24 protein-coding genes and 1 pseudogene are annotated in these 23175 nt (G+C 67.0%); 13 read left to right on the top strand and 12 right to left on the bottom strand.

Features of this window, described 5'->3' with window-relative positions:
* Together E1263_RS10100 and E1263_RS10105 are read right to left on the bottom strand one after the other, a co-directional pair.
* Positions 1-1237 (bottom strand): sialidase family protein (locus E1263_RS10100; RefSeq protein ID WP_132166953.1); only part of this gene is annotated, 1237 nt, incomplete at its 3' end.
* A gap of 78 nt (positions 1238-1315) precedes the next feature.
* A complete protein-coding gene (locus E1263_RS10105) occupies positions 1316-2020 on the bottom strand; it encodes a FadR/GntR family transcriptional regulator (RefSeq protein ID WP_202868807.1) in 705 nt (234 codons plus the stop codon).
* A 187-nt stretch (positions 2021-2207) separates the two neighbouring features.
* On the opposite strand from E1263_RS10105, the gene E1263_RS10110 reads away from it, so the two are divergent.
* From E1263_RS10110 to E1263_RS10130, 5 genes are read left to right on the top strand one after another with little or no spacing between them, the layout of a single operon-like run.
* Complete coding sequence (locus tag E1263_RS10110; protein ID WP_238161152.1) at positions 2208-3827, top strand: ABC transporter substrate-binding protein; 1620 nt, start codon at positions 2208-2210, stop codon at positions 3825-3827.
* 11 nt (positions 3828-3838) lie between these two features.
* Positions 3839-4798: an ABC transporter permease gene (locus tag E1263_RS10115; protein WP_132166955.1), complete on the top strand. Its 960-nt coding sequence runs from the start codon at positions 3839-3841 to the stop codon at positions 4796-4798.
* The gene (locus E1263_RS10120; protein WP_132166956.1) at positions 4798-6759 is read left to right on the top strand and encodes a dipeptide/oligopeptide/nickel ABC transporter permease/ATP-binding protein; all 1962 of its coding nucleotides are present in this window, start codon (positions 4798-4800) and stop codon (positions 6757-6759) included. Before E1263_RS10115 ends, E1263_RS10120 begins: the two co-directional genes overlap by 1 nt.
* Positions 6756-7775 carry an oligopeptide/dipeptide ABC transporter ATP-binding protein gene (locus E1263_RS10125; RefSeq protein ID WP_132166957.1) on the top strand — a complete coding sequence of 340 codons (1020 nt, stop codon included), beginning with the start codon at positions 6756-6758 and terminating at the stop codon, positions 7773-7775. The genes E1263_RS10120 and E1263_RS10125 overlap by 4 nt, the downstream gene beginning before the upstream one ends.
* On the top strand, positions 7772-8707 hold the full coding sequence (locus E1263_RS10130; protein ID WP_132166958.1) for a dihydrodipicolinate synthase family protein: 936 nt from the start codon (positions 7772-7774) through the stop codon (positions 8705-8707). Before E1263_RS10125 ends, E1263_RS10130 begins: the two co-directional genes overlap by 4 nt.
* Before the next feature lie 4 nt (positions 8708-8711).
* Here E1263_RS10130 and E1263_RS10135 read toward each other — a convergent pair whose 3' ends face one another.
* From E1263_RS10135 to E1263_RS10155, 5 genes are all read right to left on the bottom strand, one after another.
* On the bottom strand, positions 8712-9890 hold the full coding sequence (locus E1263_RS10135) for a hypothetical protein (protein WP_132166959.1): 1179 nt from the start codon (positions 9888-9890) through the stop codon (positions 8712-8714).
* Between the two features lie 152 nt (positions 9891-10042).
* Positions 10043-10300 (bottom strand): hypothetical protein, encoded by a 258-nt coding sequence (locus tag E1263_RS10140; RefSeq protein ID WP_132166960.1) that lies wholly within the window; start codon positions 10298-10300, stop codon positions 10043-10045.
* Positions 10301-10502: 202 nt separating this feature from the next.
* Positions 10503-11258, bottom strand: coding sequence for a GAF and ANTAR domain-containing protein (locus E1263_RS10145; RefSeq protein ID WP_238161153.1), 756 nt, complete (start codon positions 11256-11258; stop codon positions 10503-10505).
* 12 nt (positions 11259-11270) lie between these two features.
* Positions 11271-12005 (bottom strand): GAF and ANTAR domain-containing protein, encoded by a 735-nt coding sequence (locus E1263_RS10150; RefSeq protein WP_165956563.1) that lies wholly within the window; start codon positions 12003-12005, stop codon positions 11271-11273.
* A gap of 347 nt (positions 12006-12352) precedes the next feature.
* A complete protein-coding gene (locus tag E1263_RS10155) occupies positions 12353-13081 on the bottom strand; it encodes a GAF and ANTAR domain-containing protein (protein WP_132166962.1) in 729 nt (242 codons plus the stop codon).
* A gap of 321 nt (positions 13082-13402) precedes the next feature.
* Here E1263_RS10155 and E1263_RS10160 point away from each other — a divergent pair, with 321 nt between their 5' ends.
* From E1263_RS10160 to E1263_RS10180, 5 genes are all read left to right on the top strand, one after another.
* Positions 13403-14473 (top strand): fatty acid desaturase family protein, encoded by a 1071-nt coding sequence (locus E1263_RS10160; protein WP_132166963.1) that lies wholly within the window; start codon positions 13403-13405, stop codon positions 14471-14473.
* Positions 14470-14694: a hypothetical protein gene (locus E1263_RS10165; RefSeq protein ID WP_132166964.1), complete on the top strand. Its 225-nt coding sequence runs from the start codon at positions 14470-14472 to the stop codon at positions 14692-14694. The genes E1263_RS10160 and E1263_RS10165 overlap by 4 nt, the downstream gene beginning before the upstream one ends.
* A gap of 140 nt (positions 14695-14834) precedes the next feature.
* Positions 14835-15386, top strand: coding sequence for a hypothetical protein (locus E1263_RS10170; RefSeq protein WP_132166965.1), 552 nt, complete (start codon positions 14835-14837; stop codon positions 15384-15386).
* Between the two features lie 44 nt (positions 15387-15430).
* Complete coding sequence (locus E1263_RS10175; protein WP_202868808.1) at positions 15431-15982, top strand: flavodoxin family protein; 552 nt, start codon at positions 15431-15433, stop codon at positions 15980-15982.
* Between the two features lie 140 nt (positions 15983-16122).
* On the top strand, positions 16123-17088 hold the full coding sequence (locus tag E1263_RS10180) for an Acg family FMN-binding oxidoreductase (RefSeq protein ID WP_132166966.1): 966 nt from the start codon (positions 16123-16125) through the stop codon (positions 17086-17088).
* Positions 17089-17133: 45 nt separating this feature from the next.
* On the opposite strand, the gene E1263_RS10185 is transcribed toward E1263_RS10180, so the two are convergent.
* The gene (locus E1263_RS10185) at positions 17134-17493 is read right to left on the bottom strand and encodes a hypothetical protein (RefSeq protein ID WP_132166967.1); all 360 of its coding nucleotides are present in this window, start codon (positions 17491-17493) and stop codon (positions 17134-17136) included.
* 99 nt (positions 17494-17592) lie between these two features.
* Positions 17593-18033, bottom strand: coding sequence for a hypothetical protein (locus tag E1263_RS10190; protein WP_132166968.1), 441 nt, complete (start codon positions 18031-18033; stop codon positions 17593-17595).
* Positions 18034-18199: 166 nt separating this feature from the next.
* Here E1263_RS10190 and E1263_RS44315 point away from each other — a divergent pair, with 166 nt between their 5' ends.
* The gene (locus tag E1263_RS44315; RefSeq protein ID WP_475009298.1) at positions 18200-18553 is read left to right on the top strand and encodes a DUF3892 domain-containing protein; all 354 of its coding nucleotides are present in this window, start codon (positions 18200-18202) and stop codon (positions 18551-18553) included.
* A 94-nt stretch (positions 18554-18647) separates the two neighbouring features.
* A complete protein-coding gene (locus E1263_RS10200) occupies positions 18648-19574 on the top strand; it encodes an SMP-30/gluconolactonase/LRE family protein (RefSeq protein WP_132166970.1) in 927 nt (308 codons plus the stop codon).
* Here the strand turns inward: E1263_RS10200 and E1263_RS10205 are convergent.
* From E1263_RS10205 to E1263_RS10215, 3 genes are read right to left on the bottom strand one after another with little or no spacing between them, the layout of a single operon-like run.
* On the bottom strand, positions 19571-20653 hold the full coding sequence (locus tag E1263_RS10205) for an ArsR/SmtB family transcription factor (RefSeq protein ID WP_238161154.1): 1083 nt from the start codon (positions 20651-20653) through the stop codon (positions 19571-19573). The two genes, E1263_RS10200 and E1263_RS10205, sit on opposite strands and share 4 nt — an antisense overlap.
* Positions 20635-21339, bottom strand: a complete 705-nt coding sequence (locus E1263_RS10210) for a M23 family metallopeptidase (protein ID WP_202868809.1) — start codon at positions 21337-21339, stop codon at positions 20635-20637. The genes E1263_RS10205 and E1263_RS10210 overlap by 19 nt, the downstream gene beginning before the upstream one ends.
* 14 nt (positions 21340-21353) lie before the next feature.
* Complete coding sequence (locus tag E1263_RS10215; protein WP_132166971.1) at positions 21354-21935, bottom strand: hypothetical protein; 582 nt, start codon at positions 21933-21935, stop codon at positions 21354-21356.
* A gap of 190 nt (positions 21936-22125) precedes the next feature.
* Between E1263_RS10215 and E1263_RS10220 the strand changes: the two are divergent.
* A pseudogene (locus E1263_RS10220) lies at positions 22126-23007 on the top strand (bile acid:sodium symporter family protein); the annotation flags it as partial.
* Positions 23008-23175: the final 168 nt, after the last annotated feature.

Here is a 23175-nt window from a genome sequence, read left to right on the forward strand (position 1 = left end):
GGCCGGGGATGCCCGGGGGAGTGCCGTTCGGTGTTGCGAGATAGGCCTCGTTGAACCGCGCGTACCGAATCGATTCGTACGGCGTCGCGACGCCGGCCTCGTAGAGCAGGGCGGCCTGGTCGCCGTCGAGCCGGACCAGGTCCGAGTACGCCGTCGGTCCCCAGTAGAAGACCTTGCCCTGCTGCCAGGTGTCCCAGGTGCGTGCTTCGTCGTACGACGATCGGACCGCCATCACCTCGCGAGCCGCCGGGTGGGCAGGCGCGGAGAGCAGGATCCGGTTGCGGCGGTCGCCGTCGTTGCGGGCGCTGAACCGAAGCAGCGATCCCTGGACATCGGGCATCGCGAGCCGGGGCAGAGTCCGGAACGGGCGATCGAAAGACTCGCCGCCGTCGCTGCTGATCGCGTACGCGCGGCTGCCTGGGTCGGTGCCGCGTTCTCGAGCCAGTGAATAGATCCGGCCGTCGGCCAGCTCGACCACGGTGACCTCCTGGGCGATCACTGTGCCGTCGTCGCGTGAGGTGGTCGCTCCGATGTGCCAGGTCTGGCCGGAGTCGTCGCTGTACAGCAGGTGCGTGCCGTAGACGTGCGCACCAACGCCGTCGTACGACTCGAAGTTGGCGCCGACGATCAGACGACCTGCGTGTGGACCGTGCTGGAGCTGGATGCCGTGCATTGGTCCAGTGGCGTACCAGAAGTTCCAGCTCGGAAGCTTTCCCTCGGTGAGCTCTCGGGGCGCCGTCCAGGTCGCACCGGAGTCGTCGCTGGTCTGCACGTAGGGGTCGCGGTCGCAGCCGTTCGGACACGGCGCCGCGCCGTTGTGAGTCGTCACCAGGACGATCCGGCCGGTCCGGTCGTCCACAATCGGCACCGGGTTGCCGTGCGTGTCGCCGCTTCCCTCGGACACCACCTGCAGCGGGCCCCACGTCTTGCCGCCATCGGTCGATCTCCGCAGTACGACGTCAATGTCGCCGTCGTCACCGCAGTCGGCGACCCGGCCCTCGGCGAACGCCAGCACCGTGCCGTTCGTCGTACGGACGATCGCCGGGATGCGGAAGCAGGCGTACCCGTTCGTGCGCTGCTGGAACAGCGGTGCGTCCTCGACGAAGGGCGCGGCGGCGGTCGGACCAGTTTCACTCACCGCCGGTGTGGAGGCTTGTGCAGGAGCGACGGACACAAGCAGCGCGCCGACAACGAGCAGAGCGGGAGCCGCGAGGCGACCACGACTGGACTTGCGCATAGGACTCTCCCTGGGCTGGACATAGGACGTGGGATGTCCTGCGCCAAGCTAGCGGACCCATCGCGGTTCGCCAAGAGCTCAGGGCCCCCGCGGACTGCGGTAGGGGCCGGTACCGAGGCGGTCGCGGACCTCGCTGAAGTGCGCATGCACGGCCTGCTCGGCCTGTTCGGCGTCGCCGGAACCGATCGCGTCGACCACCCGCTGATGCCTCGCCGCGGTCTCCTCAGGTGAGGGGCTCAGGGTTTCCACGTCGGTCTCGACGGCGCGGTAGACGTCCCAGAACAGGCCGACCAGCTCGCGGGCCAGCGGGACCCCCGCGGCGTTGCAGATGTGTTCGTGGAACTGGCGGTCCGCGGTGGCTGCGTCCTCGCCCTCGACGCGCATCCGGTCGACGCAGCCGGACAGTTTCTGCCGCAGTTCGACGCTGTCGCCACCGGCGACCCGGCGGGTGAGCTCGGTCTCCAGGATCTCCCGGATCTCGAGCAGCTCACTCAGTCGTTCGACGCTGCTGCCGGATGCCCGGGTCCGGAACAGCAGCCAGGGGTGCAGCGCTGCCGAGCTGGCTGAGCCGACGAAGGTGCCGTAGCCGTGCCGGATCTCGACGATCCCGTGGGCTTGCAATGCCTTGAGTGACTCACGGACCGAGTTGCGGCTGACCTGGAAGTCGGCCATCAGTACGTTCTCGGTCGGCAGTGGGTCGCCGGGTTGCAGGTTGCGCTCGATGATCAGGTCGGCGATTGCGCTGGCGAGCTCATCACTGCGTTTCGGCCGCGTCAGTGCCACAACGCACTCCCACTCTTCCGCTCCTGCATGGCCCCACATCCTACGTCCGAGGTCAGCCGGCTCCCGGGCTTGACCGGCCGGGGACAGTCTCTTAAGGTCGGCGCACATAGGACGTAGGATGTGGGATGACTGGCTGCAGCCTACCTCCTGCGACCGCGCAGTCACACCCCCTGTTGCTGGAGGCATCGTGAACGAGTTCGTACGACCCGGGTTCGACCGTCGGTCGTTCCTGAAGTACTCCGGTGTGCTGGGCGCAGCGGCGACGATCACTGGTGGGTTGTCGGCCTGTTCCGGTGGTCCGGCCTCGACGGGATCCGTCGGCGCGGGCGCCGACACCGACCTGGTCACCGCGGTGATCGGCTACGGGAATAACCAGAGCTGGGATCCGACCCTGAGTGCGTCCGCATTCACGATGGCTGCGATGCAGCACGTCTACGAGGGCCTCCTCGACACCGACCCGCTCACCCGGCAGCCGTACGCCGCATTGGGCACCGAGGTGCCGGCCGACCTCAATGCGACCTCCTGGAAGTTCACCCTGCGGGACGGGGCGAAGTGGCACGACGGTCAGCCGGTCACGGCCGACGACGTCGTCTTCACGTTCCAGCGGATCCTCGACCCGAAGCTGAAGGTGCTGACCTACAACTTCTTCGCGAGCTGGCTGAAAGAGGTCAAGAAGGTCGACGAGAAGTCCGTCGAGCTGCTCCTGAACTTCCCGTTCCCCGACGGTGCGCCGCGGCTGACGATCGCGAAGATCATGCCCAAGCACGTCTTCTCCCAGCCTGGTGCCTGGGATCTGGCCAAGAACGGCAAGGCGGTCGGGTCCGGTCCCTACAAGCAGGTCTCGCACCAGCCGAAGTCGAACACCACCTTCGAGGCGTTCGCGGATTACAACGGCCCGCGACCGGCGGCGTTCAAGAAGATGAACTGGCTGAGCATCGTCGACGCCTCCGCCCGGGTGGCGAAGATCTCCGGTGCCAGTGCGGAGGCGCAGATCTCCGACAACATCCCGTACGCCAACATCGAGCAGTTGAAGACCTCGGGCCTCACGGTCGAGGGCGGCAAGGGGATGAACCACCTGTTCCTGATGTTCAACACCGCGAACAAGCCGTTCGACGACGTCCGGGTCCGGCAGGCGCTGTTCACCGCGATCGACACCCAGAAGCTGATCGAGGTCGCGCTCAAGGGCCGTGGTAGGGCGAGTACGTCGTTCCTGAACGAAGACAACCCGGCGTACGCCAAGGCGAAGACCGTCTACAGCTACGACCCGGCGAAGGCGAAGGCTCTGCTGGCCGAGGCCGGCGTGACGGATCTGACGATCAACCTGCTCGCGGTGAACCTGAGCTGGATCGTCGACTGCCTGCCGACCATCGCCGCCTCATGGAACGCGATCGGCGTCAAGACCACACTGCAGCCGCAGGACACCGCCGCTGTGTTCACCAAGATGGACCAGAACGCCGACTACCAGGTCGTCGCGGCGGCGTCGAACCCGAACCAGTTCGGTGCGGACGCGGACCTGATCCTGCGCTACAACTACACCCAAGGCGGGTCGTGGATGAAGTACACGCGCTGGGAGAACAGCGCCGGGGCCAAGGCGATCTTCGCGAAGATGGACCAGGCGGTCCGGGCGACCGACGCGGACACCAGGACCAAGCTGACCCACGAGTACCTCGACCTGGTCGCCGAGCAGGCAGTGCTGTATCCGGTCGTCCACACCGAACTGATGACGGCCTGGAACGGAAAGAAGCTGAGCGGCGTCAAGGCGCAGCCCTATCCGGGGATCAATCTGCTGCAGACCAAGCGAGCTTGAGGTAGCCGACGGTGGCCGTCATCATCCGAATGCTGGTTCGCCGGCTGCTTTTGCTGATCCCGTTGCTGCTCGGCATCATCGCGTTCGTCTTCCTCGTGATGCGGTTCTCGAACAACGATCCCGCGGTGGCCTACTTCCAGGGCGCGAACCCGACCGAGGAGCAGTTGCACATGTTCCGGCAGGAGAACGGCCTGCTGGATCCGCTGCCGGTACGGTACGTGCACTTCGTCGGCGACCTGCTGCACGGTGACCTGGGCACCAGCGTGCTCACGAAGGCCTCGGTGCTCCAATCCATCACGACGGCGATGCCGTTGACGTTCCAGCTCACTGTGCTGGGACTGCTGATCGCAGTGGTACTGGCCTTGCTGCTCGGTGTCACCGCAGCGATCTTCAGGGACCGCTGGCCAGACCAGGCGATCCGTCTGGTCTCGCTGATCGGCGTCGCCGCGCCGTCGTTCTGGCTCGCGCTGCTGATGATCCAGTACGCCGCTGTCGAGCGTGGCTGGTTTCCACCGAGCGGATATGTGAATCCGGCCGACGGGGTCGGCCCTTGGCTGCGGACGATGACGTTACCGGCGCTCGCGCTGTCGCTGCCGGTGGCCGCTCAGCTGACCAGGATCATCCGTACGTCGGTTGTCGAGGAGCTGGACAAGGACTACGTCCGGACGGCGATCGGCAGCGGCCTGCCGCCGGTCGTGGTGGTGGGACGCAACGTCCTGCGGAACGCACTGATCAACCCGCTCACCGTGCTCGGTCTGAGGATCGGCTATCTGCTGGGCGGAGCTGTCGTGATCGAGCAGATCTTCACCCTGCCAGGGATGGGCACGTTGATGATCAACGCCGTCCGCGACGGTGATCCGGCAGTCGTCCAGGGCGTCGTACTGACGATCGCGATCGGCTTCGTGGTGGTCAACCTTGTGGTCGACGTGCTGTACCTGCTGGTCAATCCGCGACTGAGGAGCGCTGCCTGATGCGTGCACGCCTGGCCCGGCAGCTGTCCCGCCCCGGGATCAACTTCCGGCGGCTACCACTGCCTGCCTGGATCGCGGTCGCCGTACTGGCGGTGGTGATCCTGGCTGCGGTGTTCGCTCCGCTGCTGACGCCGTACGACATTCTGACGCAGGAGAACGCCGGCGGTGGGCCTTCGGGCGCGCACTGGTTCGGGTTGGACAGTGCGAACCGCGACATCTTCACCCGCCTGGTGTACGGCGCTCGTTGGTCGCTGATGATCGGCCTCGGCGCGACGGCGCTCGCACTGACCGCGGGCGCGATCATCGGAGCTGTCGCGGCCACCTCACGCAAGGCGGTCGACGAGACCGTGATGCGGATCCTGGACATCGTGATGGCGTTCCCGGGGATCGCGCTGGCCGCCGTGCTGGTCGCGGTGTTCGGTGGATCCATCCCGGTGCTCGTGTTCGCGATCGCCTTCCTGTACACGCCGCCGGTGGCCAGGGTGGTCCGCGCCAACGTGCTCGCGCAGTACGGCGAGGACTATGTGGTCGCGGAGAAGATCATCGGTGCCCGTACGCCGCACATCCTGCTCAGGCACGTGGCGATCAACTGCGCCGCTCCGGTGCTGGTGTTCTGCACGGTGATGGTTGCCGATGCCATCGTTTTCGAGGCGTCGCTGTCCTTCATCGGAGCAGGGGTCCGGCCGCCGGAGCCTTCCTGGGGCTCAGTGATTGCCGATGGCAAGAATATGGTGCTGCTGGGTGGATGGTGGGCGACGGTGTTCCCGGGGCTGCTGATCCTGGTCACCGTGCTGGCGCTGAACATCCTGTCCGAGGGCGTCTCCGACGCGTGGGCGGCGCCGGGCGGGCGCCGGGTGGAGAGCAAGAAGCAGGACAAGGACGCGGTGGAGACCGCGCAGCCAGGCTCCGGTGAGCTCGTCGAACTTCCAGGTCTGGACCTGGCGGCGGCGCGGCTGCGGGAACGAGCGCGGCCGTTGCCGGACGGCGATCCCGTGTTGTCCGTACAGCAGTTGGCGATCGGTTTCGAAGGCCGGCACGACGGAGTCGACATCGTCGACGGGATCAGCTTCGACGTACGGCCCGGTGAGGTGCTCGGCCTGGTCGGCGAGTCCGGTTGTGGCAAGTCGCTGACCGCGCTCGCTGTGATGGGACTGGAGCCGCGCGGTGCCAGGATTCGTGGCCGGATCCGGTTCGACGGCAAAGACCTGCTGAGCCTGGGGCGCTCCGAACGGCGACGGCTGCTCGGCCATGACATGGCGATGATCTACCAGGACGCGTTGTCCTCATTGAACCCTGCGATGCCGATCAAGGCACAGCTGAAACAGGTGGTGCGGCGCGGCGGACGGCGTACTCCGACAGAGCTGCTGGAACTGGTCGGTCTGGATCCCGAACGGACCCTGACCAGCTATCCGCATGAGCTGTCCGGTGGTCAACGCCAGCGCGTGCTCATCGCCATGGCGCTCTCTCGTGAGCCCAAGCTCATCGTCGCGGACGAGCCGACCACGGCACTCGACGTCACCGTGCAGGCCCAGGTGATCCAGTTGCTGCTGCGACTGCGAGCCGAGCTCGGCTTCGCCTTGATCCTGGTGTCGCACGACCTGGCGCTGGTCGCCGACGTCACCGACAGGGTGGTCGTGATGTACGGCGGCCAGATCGTCGAGACCGGCGTTACGGCCGACCTGGTCGGTGCGCCCGCTCACCACTACGCCCGTGGTCTGCTCGGCTCGGTCCTGTCGCTGGAGTCCGGCGCAGCCCGGCTGACCCAGATCCGCGGCGTAGTGCCGTCGCCTGCCGACTTTCCTGCCGGTTGCCGATTCGCCGACCGATGCCCGATGGTCACCGAGGTCTGTCGGACCACCGCTCCTGAGCTGGTTGGGCAGGTGGGACACCTGGTGGCTTGCCATCACCCGGCGCTCGCTCTCGTCGTACCCGAGCCGTTGGAGAAGGAGGCACTGCGATGACGGAGCCTGTGCTCGAATTGTCCGGCGTACACGTCGTCCACCGAGCTCGCTCCGGCGGTCTCTTCCGCAAGGATCGGGTCTATGCCCTGACGGGGGCCGATCTGGCGATTGCCGCGGGGGAGACCGTCGGGGTGGTCGGGGAATCCGGCTGCGGAAAATCCACGCTGGCCAAGGTGCTGGTCGGCGTACAACAACCGACCGCCGGTACGGCGTCCTTCCGCGGCCAAGACATCTGGTCGATGAAACCGGCCGAACGCCGGCACGCGATCGGCACCGGGACCGGGATGATCTTCCAGGACCCGTCGACCGCGCTGAACCGCCGGCTGCCGGTGCGCCGGGTGCTCCGCGACCCACTCGACGTACACCATCGTGGAACCGTTGCTCAGCGCAACGAACGGGTCAAGGAGCTGATGGCGCTGGTAGGGCTGCCCCGCAGCGTCGCCGACGCCCTGCCTGGCCAGTTGTCCGGTGGCCAGCGGCAACGGGTGGCAATCGCGCGGGCCCTTGCGCTCGAGCCGTCGCTGCTGGTCGCTGACGAACCGACGAGTGCTCTCGACGTCTCGGTCCGGGCACAGATCCTCAACCTGCTGCTGGATCTCAAAGAACGCCTGGGGTTGTCGCTGGTGTTCGTCTCTCACGACATCCAAACCGTACGGCGGATGAGCGATCGCGTGGTCACCATGTACCTCGGCCGGATCGTCGAGGAAGCACCAGCCGTCAGGATCGCTCAGCGGGCGCGGCATCCGTACACCCGGGCGCTCTTCTCTGCGACGCCTGGCCTCATCTCCCCGATCGATCCGATCCCACTGACCGGGCCAGTGCCCTCGGCGACCCGGCCGCCGAGCGGATGCCCGTTCCGGACCCGCTGCTGGAAGGCCGACGACAGCTGCTCCGGGTCGATGCCGGACTTCGAGCCCGATGCCGCCGACCCGGCGCACCGCTTCCGCTGCTACCACCCGGTCGTGGAGCGCGAGTCCACCGACGACCTGATCACCCAAGCATTGGAGCGTTCATGACCGTGCCTTCCCGCCTGACCGGTGTCATCCCACCTGTCTGTACGCCGTTCACGCCGGATCACGAGGTGGATACCTCCTCTCTGGTGCGGCTGGTCGACCACCTGATCGACGGCGGCGTGAGCGGATTGTTCGTGCTCGGTTCCACCTCCGAGGTGGCGTACCTGCCGGACGGACACCGCAAGGTGGTGCTCGACACTGTGGTCGGCCATGTGGCCGGCCGCTTGCCGGTGCTGGCGGGCGTGATCGACACGGCGACCCTGCGGGTGATCGACCACGTCCGGACGGCGGTCGCGGCTGGCGTGGACGGCATCGTGGTGACCGCGCCCTTCTACACCCGCACGCATCCGGCGGAGATCGACAAGCACTTCCGGATGGTCGCGGCGGCTGCGGGACTGCCAGTGTTCGCGTACGACCTGCCTGTAGCGGTCCACTCCAAGCTCGGTGCGGACCTGGTGCTACGGCTCGCAGCGGACGGCGTACTGGCTGGTTTGAAGGACTCCAGCGGCGACGAGAGCGGTCTGCGCAACGTCATCCTGGGGGCGCGCGACCGGGGCGACATCACCGACTTCAGCGTGCTAACGGGATCCGAACTGACCGTCGACAACGCGCTGTGGATGGGAGCCGACGGAGTCGTCCCGGGACTCGGCAACGTGGACCCCCACGGCTACGTGAAACTCTTCAAGCACGCTGCAGCCGGCGAGTGGGAGGACGCACGTGCCGAGCAGGAACGGCTGATTCGTCTGTTCGAACTGATCGGCGTCGGCGACCCGGCCCGGATGGGCCCGAGCTCCTCCGCTCTCGGAGCCTTCAAAGCAGCGCTACAGCTGCGCGGTGTGATCGCGAACGGCATGATGGCGCCACCCCAGATCCCCTTGGACGCCGACGAGATCGCCCGCGTCGAAAAGTACCTGGTCGCCGCGAACCTGCTCTGACTGGCTAGGTGTGGACTCTCGTTCTCTTCCGGACGAGTATCACCAGGGCCAGCAGGAGCGCCGGCAGCCAGCACAGCAGCAGCCACGGCAGGCGCCACCACCAGGTGAGGTGGTGGACCGAGGGGGAGTCAGCGGTTGACGATCCTGGGCTTCGTGCGGTGGCAGACCAGGCGAGGAACGCATCGCCGACGGGGAGGAGACCGAAGGCGTAGCGTTTTGTGGTGAGGCCTGTGATCGGTGCTCCGACGACCTCGCCTACACGCATCAGGGCGCCTTCGAGCGGGTCGCCTTGAATTCGGGCTGCACCGGCCGTCACCACCGTGGCGGACAAACTGATGCCCAGCACCAACGGTCCCGAGTCGACGTCCCCTGAACCGCTGAGCCCTTTCGGGAATTCGCGGACGCCAGGCGCGGAGCCGACGACGAACTTGTCCCGGAACAGCTGGTACTGCGACCGTGCGAACTCGCGGTCGATCTCCGGCAGGAACCGCTGGATGATGCTTTGTGAGGTTGCTCGGGCGCCGGTCGGTCCCGGCTCGGCCTGGTGTGGCATCAACCCGGTGCCAGGGTCCAGGCGTTGCCGTACCAAGTCGAGCCAGCGACTTCTGGACTGCGTGAAGCGTGGCGTCGTGATGCGATCGTGCAACGCCAACGAGGCGATCGCCACGGTGGAGTCGACCGGCCACGCCTGACCCGGATAGGCCATCAGAAAAGGAGAAGCCGACGCATCGAAGGCTTTGGCGATCTCGATCGAGGACTGGGTGAACTCGTTCATGGCACTGGAGTCGAGGGTGGCGATGGCGCCGCGCAGCCAGTTCGTCCAGCCGGCATGGAAGATCCCGTACGGCGGATCGAGCTGGCGCGTGAATGGCGCCGTACCGTCGGTCGATTGCAGGCGGTCGAGCGACCAGCGCGCCTCTCGAACGGCCTCTGCTTCGTACTCCGGGCGGGCTGTTGCCACCTGCACCCAGGTGAGTCCGTACAGCACGTTCAGGAAGAAGTAGCCCTCCGGGAACAGTCCCTGTGCCTGACGGTCGGCGCCGTCCTCGATCGCGCCCCGCAAGAAGTGCAGTTGCTTGACCGCTCCCACCTCTACGTCCGGTCGCGGTCCGGCGAGGCGCCAGGTTCCAGTAAGGCCCGCCAGAATTGTCACCACGATCAGTCCCCAGCGCAGTACTTTCACTGCGCGAGTCTCCCACCTCAGCGGCCGGACAGCTCCGAGCCTTGCGCAGCCGTGAGACAGCCAACGTAGTCGCCGGCCCGGGTTCACACCCTCGGGCGCGCCCTCACCCGGAGCGGACGCCGCCTCATCCAGGCGCGTTTCACCACTCCTGGTCAGGCCCGCAGGCAGCGCAGGTAGGTCAGTCGCGCCAACTCGTAGCGCGACGGCAGCCTGACGATGCCGCCAGGTCCGACGCACCGAGTGGAGACGACATCGACCACGACCATCTCCGCAGCCGCCGAGTTCCTGAGGATCGTTGCTGCCAACGCACGCAACGCGTTGCCGTGGATTGTCCAGACCGCCTGGAAAGCAGCACCGGAGCGTTCGGGAGCGAGCGGCGGCTCGGTCGTTGGCAACGAACGTCTGCTCATGACTTCCGGGTCCCCCTCGACGATGGATCGTCGCCGAGGTCCGTGCTGCTGATTGGGCTTCAGCCGCACGGCAGCTTGCAGTGCTCTCGCCCGCAGTTCCTGGAGTAGCGCGCCGCTGCTTTGGTCCGGCGAAGCGACGTGCCGGCGTCAGCGCTACCTCGCCCAGCGACCGCGGCCGTCGTACGACGGGATCCGCTGTGAATCAGGTCAGGTCTGAGGACGTGATGGTGCCATCGATGATCGCACCGGCAACGGCGTGTAGCTGCTGGCGGTTGCGACGGGCATAGGCCCGGATCAGAGTGAAGGCATCGTTGACGTTGATCCCGGCGCGTTCGGACAAGACGCCCTTGGCTTGCTCGAGCATGATGCGGCTGTTCAGCGCGGACTGAAGCTGTTCGGCCAGGAGTGCGCCTTGGCGCACGGTGCGTTCCTGAAGGAGGCCGACGGTGGCAATGTCGCAGAGCGCCTGGCCGAGGGCGACGTCGGCGTCGCCGAGGGTGGTGCGGTCAGCGCAGAAGAGGTTCAGCGCCCCGAGGACCTGCCCGCGGAGCCGTAACGGGATTGCATGGGTGGACTGGTAACCCGCGGCGATGGTTGCGGCGCGGAACCTGGGCCAGCGTTCTTCGACTTCGTTCAGGTCGATGTTGACCATTTGCTGACCGGTGGAGTAGCAGTCAAGACAGGGGCCTTCGTCGTTCTGCAGGACGAAGAGCTCCAGCAGCTTGGCCTCCTCGGTGGTGGAGGCCATGACGTGCAGCATGCTGCGCTGGTCCGCCAGGATCAGCCCGGCGGCGTCGGCCTGCAGAAGTTCGACACTACGCTCACACAAGGTGTGAAGGAGATCGATGACGTCGAATTCGTCGACGAGGGTGTCGGCCAGTTCGACGAACACCTCTGCGAGGCGCTGCTCCCTGCTCATGTGATGCCGCCTTTCCGGACCAGAAGGTTTCGTGTGCACGAGGTCAGTGTCTTATTCATGATGGTCGTCCTCGGGGTGGAAGGTCACCCGCCGGGCGACCACGTCTTCAGCTAGTTCTCGCAGCGGACGTTCTTCGGCATAGGCGCGGGCGCGGAGGAGCAGCAGCGCCTCGCTTATTCCGACCGATGCCTGGACGGTGATGATGCCGGTGGCTTGGTGGATCTCCCGATGGTTGTCGGCCGCGTCGGCGAGCTGGGGGGCCAGCCCGCCAGGCACAGCGTCGTACTGCAGGTCCAGCAGAATCGTCGCTGCAGCCGTTGCATGGTTGAGTGCTTCGGCCAACTGCAGGCTGTCCAGTGGGCCAGGTGTGTTGCGGTAGAGATCGAGGACGCCGAGCCGGATGGCGCCAACCTGAAGAGGGAACGCGAAGATCGCCGCGATTCCGGCTTCGGCAGCGGCGGGCGCGAAGCCTGGCCAGCGTGCTGCCGCCCGGGCGAGGTCGTGCTCCAGAACAGGCCGTCGCTCGTGAAACGCGGTCAGGCACGGGCCTTCGCCCAAAGTCTGCTGCAGGTTTTCCATCACCGCGGCCGGCCCGTCGGTCGCCGCGAGGGTGCCGCCGTGACCGATCGGCGTCATCAGCGCAACGCCCGCGCCGCTCACCGGCACCGAACCGGTCGCCGAAGCGCACAATCTGGACCACACCGTGTCGCCGTCGAGACCGGGCGGATCAGGCCGGTCGATCGCCAGCACCTCGAGCAGAATCTGCCGTACGCGCAGTGATGTCACTGCCTTCACACCTGTCCCTGACCGGTTATCGCGCGCCGTGAACGGCTGACCGTGACAAAGCGGCCTTGACGTCGTCTGTCTACAGTGCCCGCTGCGGCTGCCTTCAACCGCACGCCGCGCCGCACCGGTCGACGCAGGCATTGCTCGTAGCGTGGTCCGCCGCGCGTTCGGTGCGAGGAGCCCGCGAGGCCTTGGCCGCGGCAGGGTGGGGTGGGGTGGGGTGACGCAGGGCGGCTCGCCGTTTGAAGGCAGCCCCGGCGCTGCTGGTTGAACGCCGAGACCTGGGATGGGCGGTGGCTCGAGACACCGTCGTCCGTGAGTACGGCCGGTGCCCGGTTCGGCGCGTTCTATGCGTCGCGAGCGGCAGGACCTTGATCGGTGCGTATCGGCCGGTTCGAGAGTTTGCGGGTGTCGATCAGTTCCTGGGCGACGTCGCGGAGCTTCCGGTTGTTGTCCTGGGAGTAACGCTTGAGAACGGCGAAGGCCCGGGCGTTGTCGAGGTCGTAGCGTTCCATCAGGATCCCGATCGCCTGACCGACCAGGTTTCGGGCATCCGCTGCGTGGGCCAGGTCCACTTCGCGGCGTGCGCCGGCGATCGCTACCGCGGCGTGGTCGGCAAGGATGTGTGCCACGGCCAGGTCGTCGGTGTCGAATCCGTTCGGCTCGCCGGAGTACAGGCTCAGCACCGCCCGCGCTGAACCACCCACCAGAAGCGGCAGATGGATCGCCGAGCGGATCCCCTCGCCGATCAGCGCGTCGGCCCATGCGCCGGGCCATCGACGGTCGGCGGCGATGTCCGGAATCAGGAGCGCCGCCTGGTCGCGGATGACTGTCAGCAACGGCCCGTCGGCAGCCTGGATCTGGGTCTCGTCGAGCTTGGCCAGCCGAGGGTCGGTCAGCGCCATGATCTGCGGCTTTCGGCCCCGTCCCACCAGGACGACCGACGCGTAGGTGCACCAGACTGCCTGCAGCGCGAACTGCACGACTGCCTCAACCGTCAGATCGACGCCATCGGCATCCTGCAGTTCGGTAGCGAGCCTCCCGAAGGCCTCCGCCGACGAGTGATCTTGGGGCATGCCGTACTCCCATGACTCCGCACTTCCGCGCCCACTTTCTGGAGCGACCACATCGATCGTACGACGGACTTTGCGATCAATCAGGTTGGCGGCCCGCAGCCCGGGGTACCGGTGGGGTCTTGCGACCGCAGCCGAAGAGTTCGGCGAAGTTTCTGACCCCGAGTTTGTCGTCATCGTGAACCAGGCGCTTCCTGCGGAGGAGGCGCCGCCGCGGAACTGAATGTCCCTGGTCCCAGGACAGCCATCACGCCGTCTTCAGGTGACCTGCACCCAGCTACCGCCGTTCCGGCCGACTTCGGCCCCTCACGATTCGAGAATCTCATGACACCGAACAGTGCGCTTCTGAAGCGTCCGGTCACAACACCCCCAGGCAGCGACTTCGCACCGCTGCTGCGCGAAATCAAGGCGGCCGGCCTGCTTGAACGCCGTACCGGAACTTATGTGGTCTCGATCATCGTCAACCTGCTGTGCCTGGCCGCCGTTGTCGCCGGTCTGATGCTGCTCGGCAACTCCTGGCTCGTCCTGCTGCTCGCCGTGCCGGCGGCAGTGTTCACCACCCGGGCCGCATTCTTCGGCCACGACGCCGGCCATCAGCAGATCGGCCGTTCCCGCCGCACGCACGACGCCATCGGCCGGCTCCACGCGAACCTGCTGCTGGGGATGAGCTACGGGTGGTGGAACGACAAGCACAATCGTCACCACGCCAACCCCAACCACACCGATAAAGACCCCGACGTGGCGGCCGGCGTACTGGTCTGGACTCTCGGCCAGGCCGAAGGACGCACCGGCCTGCACGGTTGGCTCACCCGTCATCAGGCCGCCATCTTCTTCCCGCTGCTGACTCTCGAAGGTTTCAACCTGAAGATCTCCAGCATCAGCTACCTCCTGAGCCGGCGCCCGCTGCGCAAGGCAGCGCTGGAACTGGGCCTGATCGCCGCTCACCTCGTCCTGTACTTCGGTGGCCTGCTCACGATCATGTCGCTGCCGAAGGCGGTCACCTTCGCGGCCCTGCACCAGGCGCTGTTCGGGCTGCACCTCGGGAGTGTCTTCGCCCCGAACCACAAAGGTATGGAGATGCCCGGCGCCGAGACCCGCTGGGGCCACCTCGAGAAGCAGGTTCGTACCTCCCGCAACGTCAACGGTCACCCGGTGACCGACTGGTTCATGGGTGGCCTGAACTACCAGATCGAACACCACCTCTTCCCCAACATGCCGCGCGCCAATCTGCGCCACGCGCAGGGCACGGTCCGCGCCTACTGTCACCACGCCGGAATCCCATACCTGTCGACCGGCGTCATCGAGTCGTACCTGCAAAGCCTGCGCCATCTGCATGATGTCGGCACGGAGCTTCGCCGGCCGACTGCACTGGCCGCAGCGGCGCCCGCGTCATGAACGCTGAAACCAACTCCGCGGCCGCAGAGCCCGATAACCAGTCCCGGCTGGCACACCTGGACCTACCCGCTCACGTCCAGGTGTGGGCGTACGGTGCCTGGTGGCCCGGCTGGCTGATCGGGCGTGACCACCTGCCGCGGGGCTGGCACGGTCTCGTGCAATATCAGCACGGGCACTCTTCGGAGATCACGGAGTGGCTGCCCGCCGGCCGGATTCGGTAGCGACGGGTGGTTCTGGCTGTGGGCGCCGGGTCCCGACCTGGCAGGTCCTTCGGCACCTGTGCTAGGGACCACGGGCCCTGATGCAGACCGGTCCCGTGGCCGCAGCATTCAGATGTCACCTCGAATCTGAAGGAGCAACCATGACCATCACCCCGAACCGCCACCGCACCCCGGCCACCGCCGACTTTCTGGTCAACGCACCGAAAGCCGGTACGACGACCGGCCGCGTGGTCGCGGTTTTGCGGATCGCCTTCGGCCTGACGTTCTTCTGGGCGTTCGTCGACAAGTTGTTCGGGCTCGGCTACGCCACCCCCGCCGGTAAAGGGTGGCTCGACGGAGGCAACCCGACCGCCGGTTTCCTGAAGGGCGCCGAGGGACCGTTCGCCGGCTTCTACCACTCCCTGGTCGGCGACTTCTGGGTCACGCCGCTGTTCATGATCGGCCTGGCCGGTATCGGGCTCGCGCTGATCTTCGGCGTCGCACTGCGCATCGCCGCGGTGGCCGGAGTCGCACTGTACGTGATGATGTGGGGCGCTTCGTTGCCGCTGACAACCAACCCGGTGATCGACGACCACATCCTCGGCGCCATCACCTTGGTTGCCCTGGCGCTGCTCGCCGCCGGCCGCACCTGGGGCCTGGCCGACCGCTGGAACAACCTCAGCGTCGTCCGCCGCTACTCATGGCTGCGCTGATCTTCCTTGGAGTCGACGAATCAACCACTGAGGTGACCATGTCCGTGAAGCTGCAAGTCCTCGTCGTCTACGAATCGATGTTCGGCAACACCGAAATGGTCGCCGAAGCCATCGCCGACGGACTCCGCGCCGGTGCCGAGGTCGAGCTGGTCGAGGTCGGCGCAGCGCCGGCGAAGCTCGGCTCGGCGCTAGACCTGCTGGTGGTCGGCGGTCCGACTCACGCGTTCGGGATGACCAGGCCGTCGACGCGCACCGATGCATCGACCAAGGGACCGGTGGTGATGTCTCCAGACATCGGAATGCGGGAATGGATCGGCGCTCTCGCCGATCGGCAGGGGCGGGTGACGACTGCGACCTTCGACACCCGGATGATCAAGGGCAGCCGGTTGCCGGGATCCGCAGCACGCGGTGCCGCCAGACTGCTGCGCCGCCGGGGCTTCCCGATGCTGGTGCCGCCGGAGAGTTTCTACGTAGAAGGCGTTCTAGGTTCGCTCCTGGACGGCGAGACCGGTCGGGCGCAGCGCTGGGGCAAGGACCTTCAGAGCGCTGTGAGCCAACTGGCCACTAGCCCAGGCAAGTCACCGACGGCTCTGTAACAAGCATCGTGCCGGGAATGGTCCCGCCGGCCGCAGCGCCCAGACGTTACTGCCAAGCCCGCCAAAGGTCCCTTCTTCGGCTGGCGAAAGGCCCTGCTGCAGCGAGTGCCCATGAGGTGAGATGACGGAGCGGACCTGCCATGAGCGGAATCGCGTTGAGTGCCGACGATCGGGAGACCATGATCCTGGCCGCGGTGCTGGCACCGTCGATGCACAACACGCAGCCTTGGCGGTTCCGGTTCGCCGGCTCGGTGGTCGAGGTGTACCGGGACCGGGATCGCGAGCTGCCCGCCGAGGACCCCCAGCGGAGGATGCTGTTCGTGTCGCTCGGGGCCGCGATCCTGAACCTCCGGGTCGGCGCGGCCGTCCGCGGCTACGGCTCCCAGGTCCGCCACCTGGTCGACAAACGGCGCCCGGACCTGGTTGCGCTCGTCGAGCTGGGTGATCCGGACGGCAGCCAGCTCTCGGTGCTGGGACCGTACCTGACGAAGCGGCGGACGAACCGCCAGCCCTACACCGACGAGCGGGTGCCGGACGAGACCCGCGCCGGGCTTGATCTCGCGGCGCGGATCGAGGGCGCCCGGCTGCAGTGGCTGGATCGCCCCAGCCTGCGGTGGTGGTTGCACATGGCAACGAAGGAAGCGGGGGGCGCTGACGATGCGAGCCGGGCCCGGATCGCGGAACGCCGGCAGTGGGTCGGAGGCGATCGGTCGGTCGACGGTGTCCCGTCGCGTGCGCTCGGGCCGCGAGCTGCCCGCGGCCTGCCGGCAGCTCGCGACCTCGCGGTGGCTGCCGCCGATCTCGAGCGCCCGCTGGGAGTTTTCGAGGCCGAACCCCAGCTGGCCGTCCTGGCGACCCGATTCGACGGCCCGATCGAATGGCTACGGGCGGGTCAGGCGATGGAGCGAGTGTTGCTCGCGGCGGCAAGTCATGGCCTGGCCACCTCGTTGCTGAACCAGGTCATCGAACACGCAGAGCTGCGCTGGCAGATCAACGATCCGCTCGGCCTTTGGCAGCGGCCACAAGCTGTCCTCCGGGTCGGCTACGGCCCGCCCGTCCTACGAACTCCGCGACGTCCGATCGCCGACGTACTGATGCATGACTGAGCCGCCTCGGCCATCGCCAGTTGCTCGCGTATCTCCCCGGTCGGCTCAGGACCTGAGGGTGATCAGGATCAAGCTGAAAAGGAGCCCCAGACAACACAGGACCGCGCCGATCGCAGCCATCGGTTTCCCGCGACGGCGTCCGTTCAGGGCGACGACCGCGAGGACGAACCCGAGCAACGCGAACGGGAGGGGCGAGTAGGCGCGGATTCTGTCCAGATTGACGGGCAGCAGCCACACCCGGCACCCGATGATGCCCAAGACCAACGCGACCGCGGCAACTCCGGCCCCCTTGGGAGGCTCCACCGGCGGCGGTCCGCCGGGCCATCCACGCCCGTGCGGATCGGTCCAGGGCTGACCAGCCGGCGTTGGGTGTCGTTGCGGTTCCGGCGGCGGAACATAACTCATGAGCACTCCACTGAGGCGGATCGGAAGCTTCCCCACATCTCTATCAGCTGACCGGGTCCACCCGCACCTGGTCAGCGAGCACCGACAGGCGCGCGACGGCTAATTGCCGGACCGGCCGCCTTGGGCCCGCGGAACGTAACGCTGAGAGAGTAGCGAGACAGCTGCGACCCCGGCAGCGGAGCCGATCAGCACAAGCAGGGCACCGATTGCCCACAAGCCATCCGCGTTGCTAGCGGTAGCGGCATCAACCGCAAACATCAGCGTCAGCGTCAGCGGGATCGTGATGATCGCCAACCAGCCTTTGCCGGCGCCACCCATGATCGCGGCCAGGAGTGCGATCACCACCGCGAGGACAATGACCTGCCACGCGTCGTACGGGCCGGTCTCGTTTCCGGTCGCCGGGTCGAGGGTCTTTTCGGCGTGCCAGCCGAGCAACGCCAAGTACACCGCGGCGGATGCGACGATCGCCGCCAGGGCCCAGAGGGCGGTTCCAGCCGGAGCGCGAGTGTCTCCAGCGGCCACTGATCTACCTTCTGTCATTTCATGAGCATAGAGATTCTCCCCAGCGGCAGCGGTCCAGTGGGTGGTCTGGCCCTTCCAAATCGGCGGGATCGAGTGCCACGATGCGGGGGTTGGTATACCAGGAGGCGCGTGGCAGTCGATGAGCCTTGCAAGTTACCCGGCAGTGACGGTTACTGCGGTCGCAATGTCGCAGGAGCGCGAAGACCTGCGCGGTATCGCTCGCGTTCAGTGGTCGGCTCCTCACGGTGGGTTGGAAGAGAGCTCGATCGAGGACGTCATCCGGTGGCTTGAACACGGTGGCGGTATCGCTTATGTCGGCGAGCCGGACGGGCGTCGTGGGCCGCGGATCAGGGCCGTCGGCCAGAGCATGCAGCGTTACATCAGGAGCAACCCTGACGACGAGACGGCCGACGCTCTGCTGACACTGCCACGAATCGACTCCGCCACACCTCCCGATCGAAGGTCCAGGTCCCGCAGAGCGGCCCGCCAACCAGGATGGCTCTGGCCCACCGCCAGGCGAGCCAGACCGGCGATGTAGACAGGCCCGCAGCCGATATGGTTGCTCGACTCAGCCCTTCGGGCTGGGCCGAAAGCGGTCGCAGGGCGCCCGAGCGGGAACCGAGGCTGGGCGGATGAGAAAACTCATCGTTCTAGCAGTCCTGGCGATCACAGTGACCACCTCGACGACGGCGGCCGCGCGCCCCTGGCACGAGCCGCATCGCCCATCGACGTACGTCGTGTCGGAGACGCCAGGTGATACGCCCGAGGGGATCGAGGTCACGCGCGACGGCACCATCTACGTCACGAGTGTCGGGACCGGCGCGGTCTATCGCGGTTCCGTGCGGAGCGCCCGGCTCCAACTGTTCGTGCCAGGCGGGGCCGACGGCCGCACCCAGGCGACCGGCGTACATGTGGATCGCTGGGGCCGGATCCTCGTCGCCGGCGCGGGCACCGGGCGGCTCTTCCGGTACGACGCCCGTGGCCGGCTGCTGGCATCACGGCCGGCGGCGGAAGGCTCGTTCCTGAACGACTTCGCCTTCACCAAGGACGCCGTCTACGTCACCGATTCGGCGCACAACCAGATCTGGCGAGCGTCGATCACCCGGCACGGGCTGGGTGAGCTCAAGCCGTGGATCACGCGTGATCAGATCACCCCGAAGCCGTATTTCCTCAACGGCATCGTCGGCACTCCGGACGGCCGGACCTTGCTCGTCGGCGAACAAGGTCAGGACCTCACCTATCGAGTGGACATCGCATCGCGCGCGGTGCGGCCGGTCGAGGCCGACGGGGTTCTGTCCGGCGACGGTTACCTGCTCGAGGGACATCATCTGTACGTCGTCCACAACGCAGGCAACGGCCGGTACGTCACCCGGCTGGCCAGGCTCGACCGCACCTGGTCCAAGGCCACGATCCTCGCCGATTCGGCACCGGGCGCGGCCGGAACGACCCCGACGACGATCGCGCGGGATCGCGGCCGGCTGCTCTGGGTGAACAGCCAGCTCGACCAAGCCCCAGGGACTCCGCCGTACACCGTTTCCGTAGTACCGGATCTGAACTAGCAGTCCATGCTGAGCAGCAACTGAACAGCGACGGGGGTCAGCGAGTGGTGGGCAGTGCCACGAGATCGGTCGGTGGTCAGGAGACCGGCGATACGCAGAACACGGGCATGCTCGGAGGCAGAGGCGGTGGAGATGTTGAGCCGACGGGCCAACTGGCTGGTGCCGGCGGGGGCGGCGAGGGTTCGCAGGACAGCTGCGCGGGTGCGTCCAAGGAGTTCGGCCAGGGCATCGGCCGAATCCCGCTCGTCCGAGTCCACTGCGGGCAGGGCGACAGCCGGGTAGATCAGCAGCGGAACCACTCCGGGCTCGTCGAAGATCAGGCACTCCGAGACGAAGGGCGACGGGCAGAGCCGCAGGCCTCGGCCGGCCAGCTTCACGTCGTACTCGAATGGCATCGGGAAACTGAGGAAGCCGTCCTGCCAGGCGACCGTCGGGTGCAGAGTCGCAAGAAGCTCTTCGGTACCGCCGGTGAGGACCGTCCGCGAGCGGATGGCCAGATCGGCCGCGTGAGTGCGCCCCAGGTCGATCGCAGACGGTCCAAGGACGAGCCGGTGGAACTCGCGTACGGCGCCGCCCAGCGCTCGACGCGCATCGGCCTGGCCACGCAGCAGCGCTCGCATGTAGGGATGAATCTCAGCCGGCAGGTGCGGTTGGAGCTCGGCGCGAATCAAGTCTGCCGGGGTCTCCAGCAGACACTCGATCGCTGATTCCAGCCCGGCTCTGTCCACCTGCGGTGTGAGGAAGCCCGGAAACTGCCCGGTCGGCGAGATCAGCTTGAACAGCGGCCCCATCGCCGGCCGCACCCTGCTCGCGGCCACCCGCCGCCACCGCCGAGCCGCGGCGGATGTCTGACCAGGTCCGAGCGCGCGAGCGGCCAACGCCGCCTGCCGAAGCGGCTCGGGTTCGGGGAGGAAGGTCACCCGCCCAACGTCCGCCGCGGTGAAGTGGATCCGGATCACGGCCTGATTCTCGCGGCTCAACCACGTCTTCACCACCCCTCCGCCCTGGAAGCGCCCGACCTGCTGGTCGACGACGTCCGCGCTTTCTTCCGGACCCTTCGTCAGCAGTAGGACCGGCACCCGCGGTCGGCGCCATACGCGCGCTCGGTCTTCCCCACCAACGACACAGGCGAGAGCTGTCGTCCGGAATGCCACGCGTTGAGGAAGGTCTGCGGCGGCACGGCTCCCCGACGGATCCACCAGTGCCCGGCAGGCGTCGGCCAACTGATCCCGAAGTGCAGATGCGGCGGCGTCATCTGGGCACTCCCGGTCTTCCCGGTCAGGCCCAGCGTCTGCCCGGCCTTCACCACCAGCCCCGGCTTGATCCCAGCTCCGATGGCCGCCAAGTGCGATCCGTAGTACCGCACGCCGTCGACGCCGACGACGGAGATCGACAACCCGCCACGATCCCGCCCGACGTTCGTCTTCTTGTTCCAGGTGTCCACCCGGGTCACTTCATCGACCCGCCCATCCACCGGCGAGACGAACTCACAACCCTTGTCCGCAAAGATGTCCGACGCTGGATAATCATGATGACTCTGCGAAGCATCCGCCCGGCAACCACCAACCGGAAACACATACCGGGTGGCGCTGATGGCGACCGGCGGCTGTGTAGCCACCGACTTCGGAGGCCGGCTCAGCATCGGGGGCTGGGCAGGCGCCGGACCGGATGGCTTGCTGGACTCGGACTGGTCGAAAGCGCCGGTAGCGGTGAGTACGATCAGGCCGCTGCCCGCGACGACCAGCGCCGCGGACAGGAATGCCACCCAGACGGACCGCCTCACTGGAACCAAAAGTCGTTGACCACGGCAACTGAGTAGACGGTCTCGCAGGGGATGCCGTTCTGGTCGGCATCCATCCGCAGCGGACGGTTGTAGTACCACCAGTAGGCGACGGCCTGGGCGTACGTAGCTCCCCGGCCGGCCAGATCGCGGCACAACAGTCCGGACGTCAGTGGTGTCACACCGACCACCTCCCGCCCGTTCCAGTACGAGCCGATGTCGCTGCGTGGGTAGACGGTCTCGCAAGGGATACCGTTGCGGTCGGCATCCATCTGGTCGGGCTGACCGTGCAGCCGCCAGTAGTCGATCGCCGCGACATAGCTGTACCCCTTGGTCTTCAGGTCCCGGCAGAAGAGTCCCGCCGAGAGCGATCGGACGTCGCCGATCGCCTTCGGCAAGGTTCGTACCGGTGCAGGCGCCGCCGTGGTGCCTTTGACTGCCGGAGCCACGGTCATCGTCTGCACCGTAACCGGTACGCCGGTCGACGGCGGCGTCGACGCCGCCAACGTCGCGTTGCCGCTGTCCTTGTCCAGATGCGTCTTCTCGTAACTTTCCGTGACTTTCTCCGGTTCTCCATTCATGATTCCCCCGGGGCTCATTGAAGACCCGTCGCTCTGCGTTGTCCATGGCCTGGGAGGGGGCCGCGCCGACGACTTTGGTCCAGCGATCGTCGGTTGCTATCGATGATTGCCATGGGGGCGATGGCGGATCAGTGGGTTCCGGCGACTCCGGGCTTGTCCCTAGGGTCGAGCTGACCGCCTACCGCCCCAGGCCGATCAGGAGCCGACCATGTCGATCGACGCGTTGCTGGCCTTCATACCCCTTGCCATCATCATCGTGACCCTCGGGTTGGGGATGTCGCTGACCGTTGCCGACTTCACCCGGGTCGCGCAGGCACCGCGAGTGGTGCTGCTGGCGCTGGCGATCCAGGTACTGGTGATGCCGGCGCTGTGTTTCGGGCTGGTGTCGGCGCTCGGGATGGCGCCCGAGCTGGCCGTCGGGATGATGCTGATCGTGGCGGCCCCCGGGGGGACCACGGCGAACTTCTTCAGCCATCTCGCCGGTGGCGACGTCGCGCTGAACGTGACGCTGACGGCCGTGAACTCGGTGCTGTCTGTGGTCACGCTGCCGATCGTGGTGAACCTGTCGCTCGCGTACTTCCTCGGCGACGGCCAGATCGGCCTGCAGGCCGGCAAGGTCGCGCAGGTGTTCGCGCTGGTGCTGGTGCCGATCGGTCTCGGGATGTTGTTGCGCCGGGTGCGGCCCGTACTGGCGCTACGCATGGTGGCGCCGGTGAAGATCGCGGCGGCCGTGCTGCTGTTGCTGCTGATCGGCCTCGCGATCTACGGCGACCGCGCCAACGCCGCGGACAACCTGGCCCAGGCGGGCTGGGCCACGCTCGCGCTCAGCTCGCTGAGTCTCGCGATCGGGTACGTCGTACCGCGGCTGGCCCGTATGGAGCGTACCCAAGCCATCGCGTGCTCCATGGAGATAGGCATCCACAACGTACCGCTGGCCCTGGCGATCGCGTTGAGCCCGTCATTGCTGGGAAATGCCAGAATCGCCGTACCGGTAGGTGTCTACGGCTCGGTCATGTTCATCACGGCAGGCCTGGCGACAGTTCTCCATACGCGTCGGCGGCGCTTAGCCTGACCTGAGAGTGGGGTCGCCCGGCGACTCGTTCGCCGGGCGGGATGCTGCAATCGTGGCGGAGTGATTGTTCGGGGGACCCTGCCTGAACTTCGGCTGTATCCCGTCGAAGACGCGGGCAACGATTATGTTGCCGCCAGCAACCAGTACGGCGATGTTGCGTACGGCTGG

The organism is Kribbella antibiotica (assembly GCF_004349055.1).
Classification (GTDB): domain Bacteria; phylum Actinomycetota; class Actinomycetes; order Propionibacteriales; family Kribbellaceae; genus Kribbella; species Kribbella antibiotica.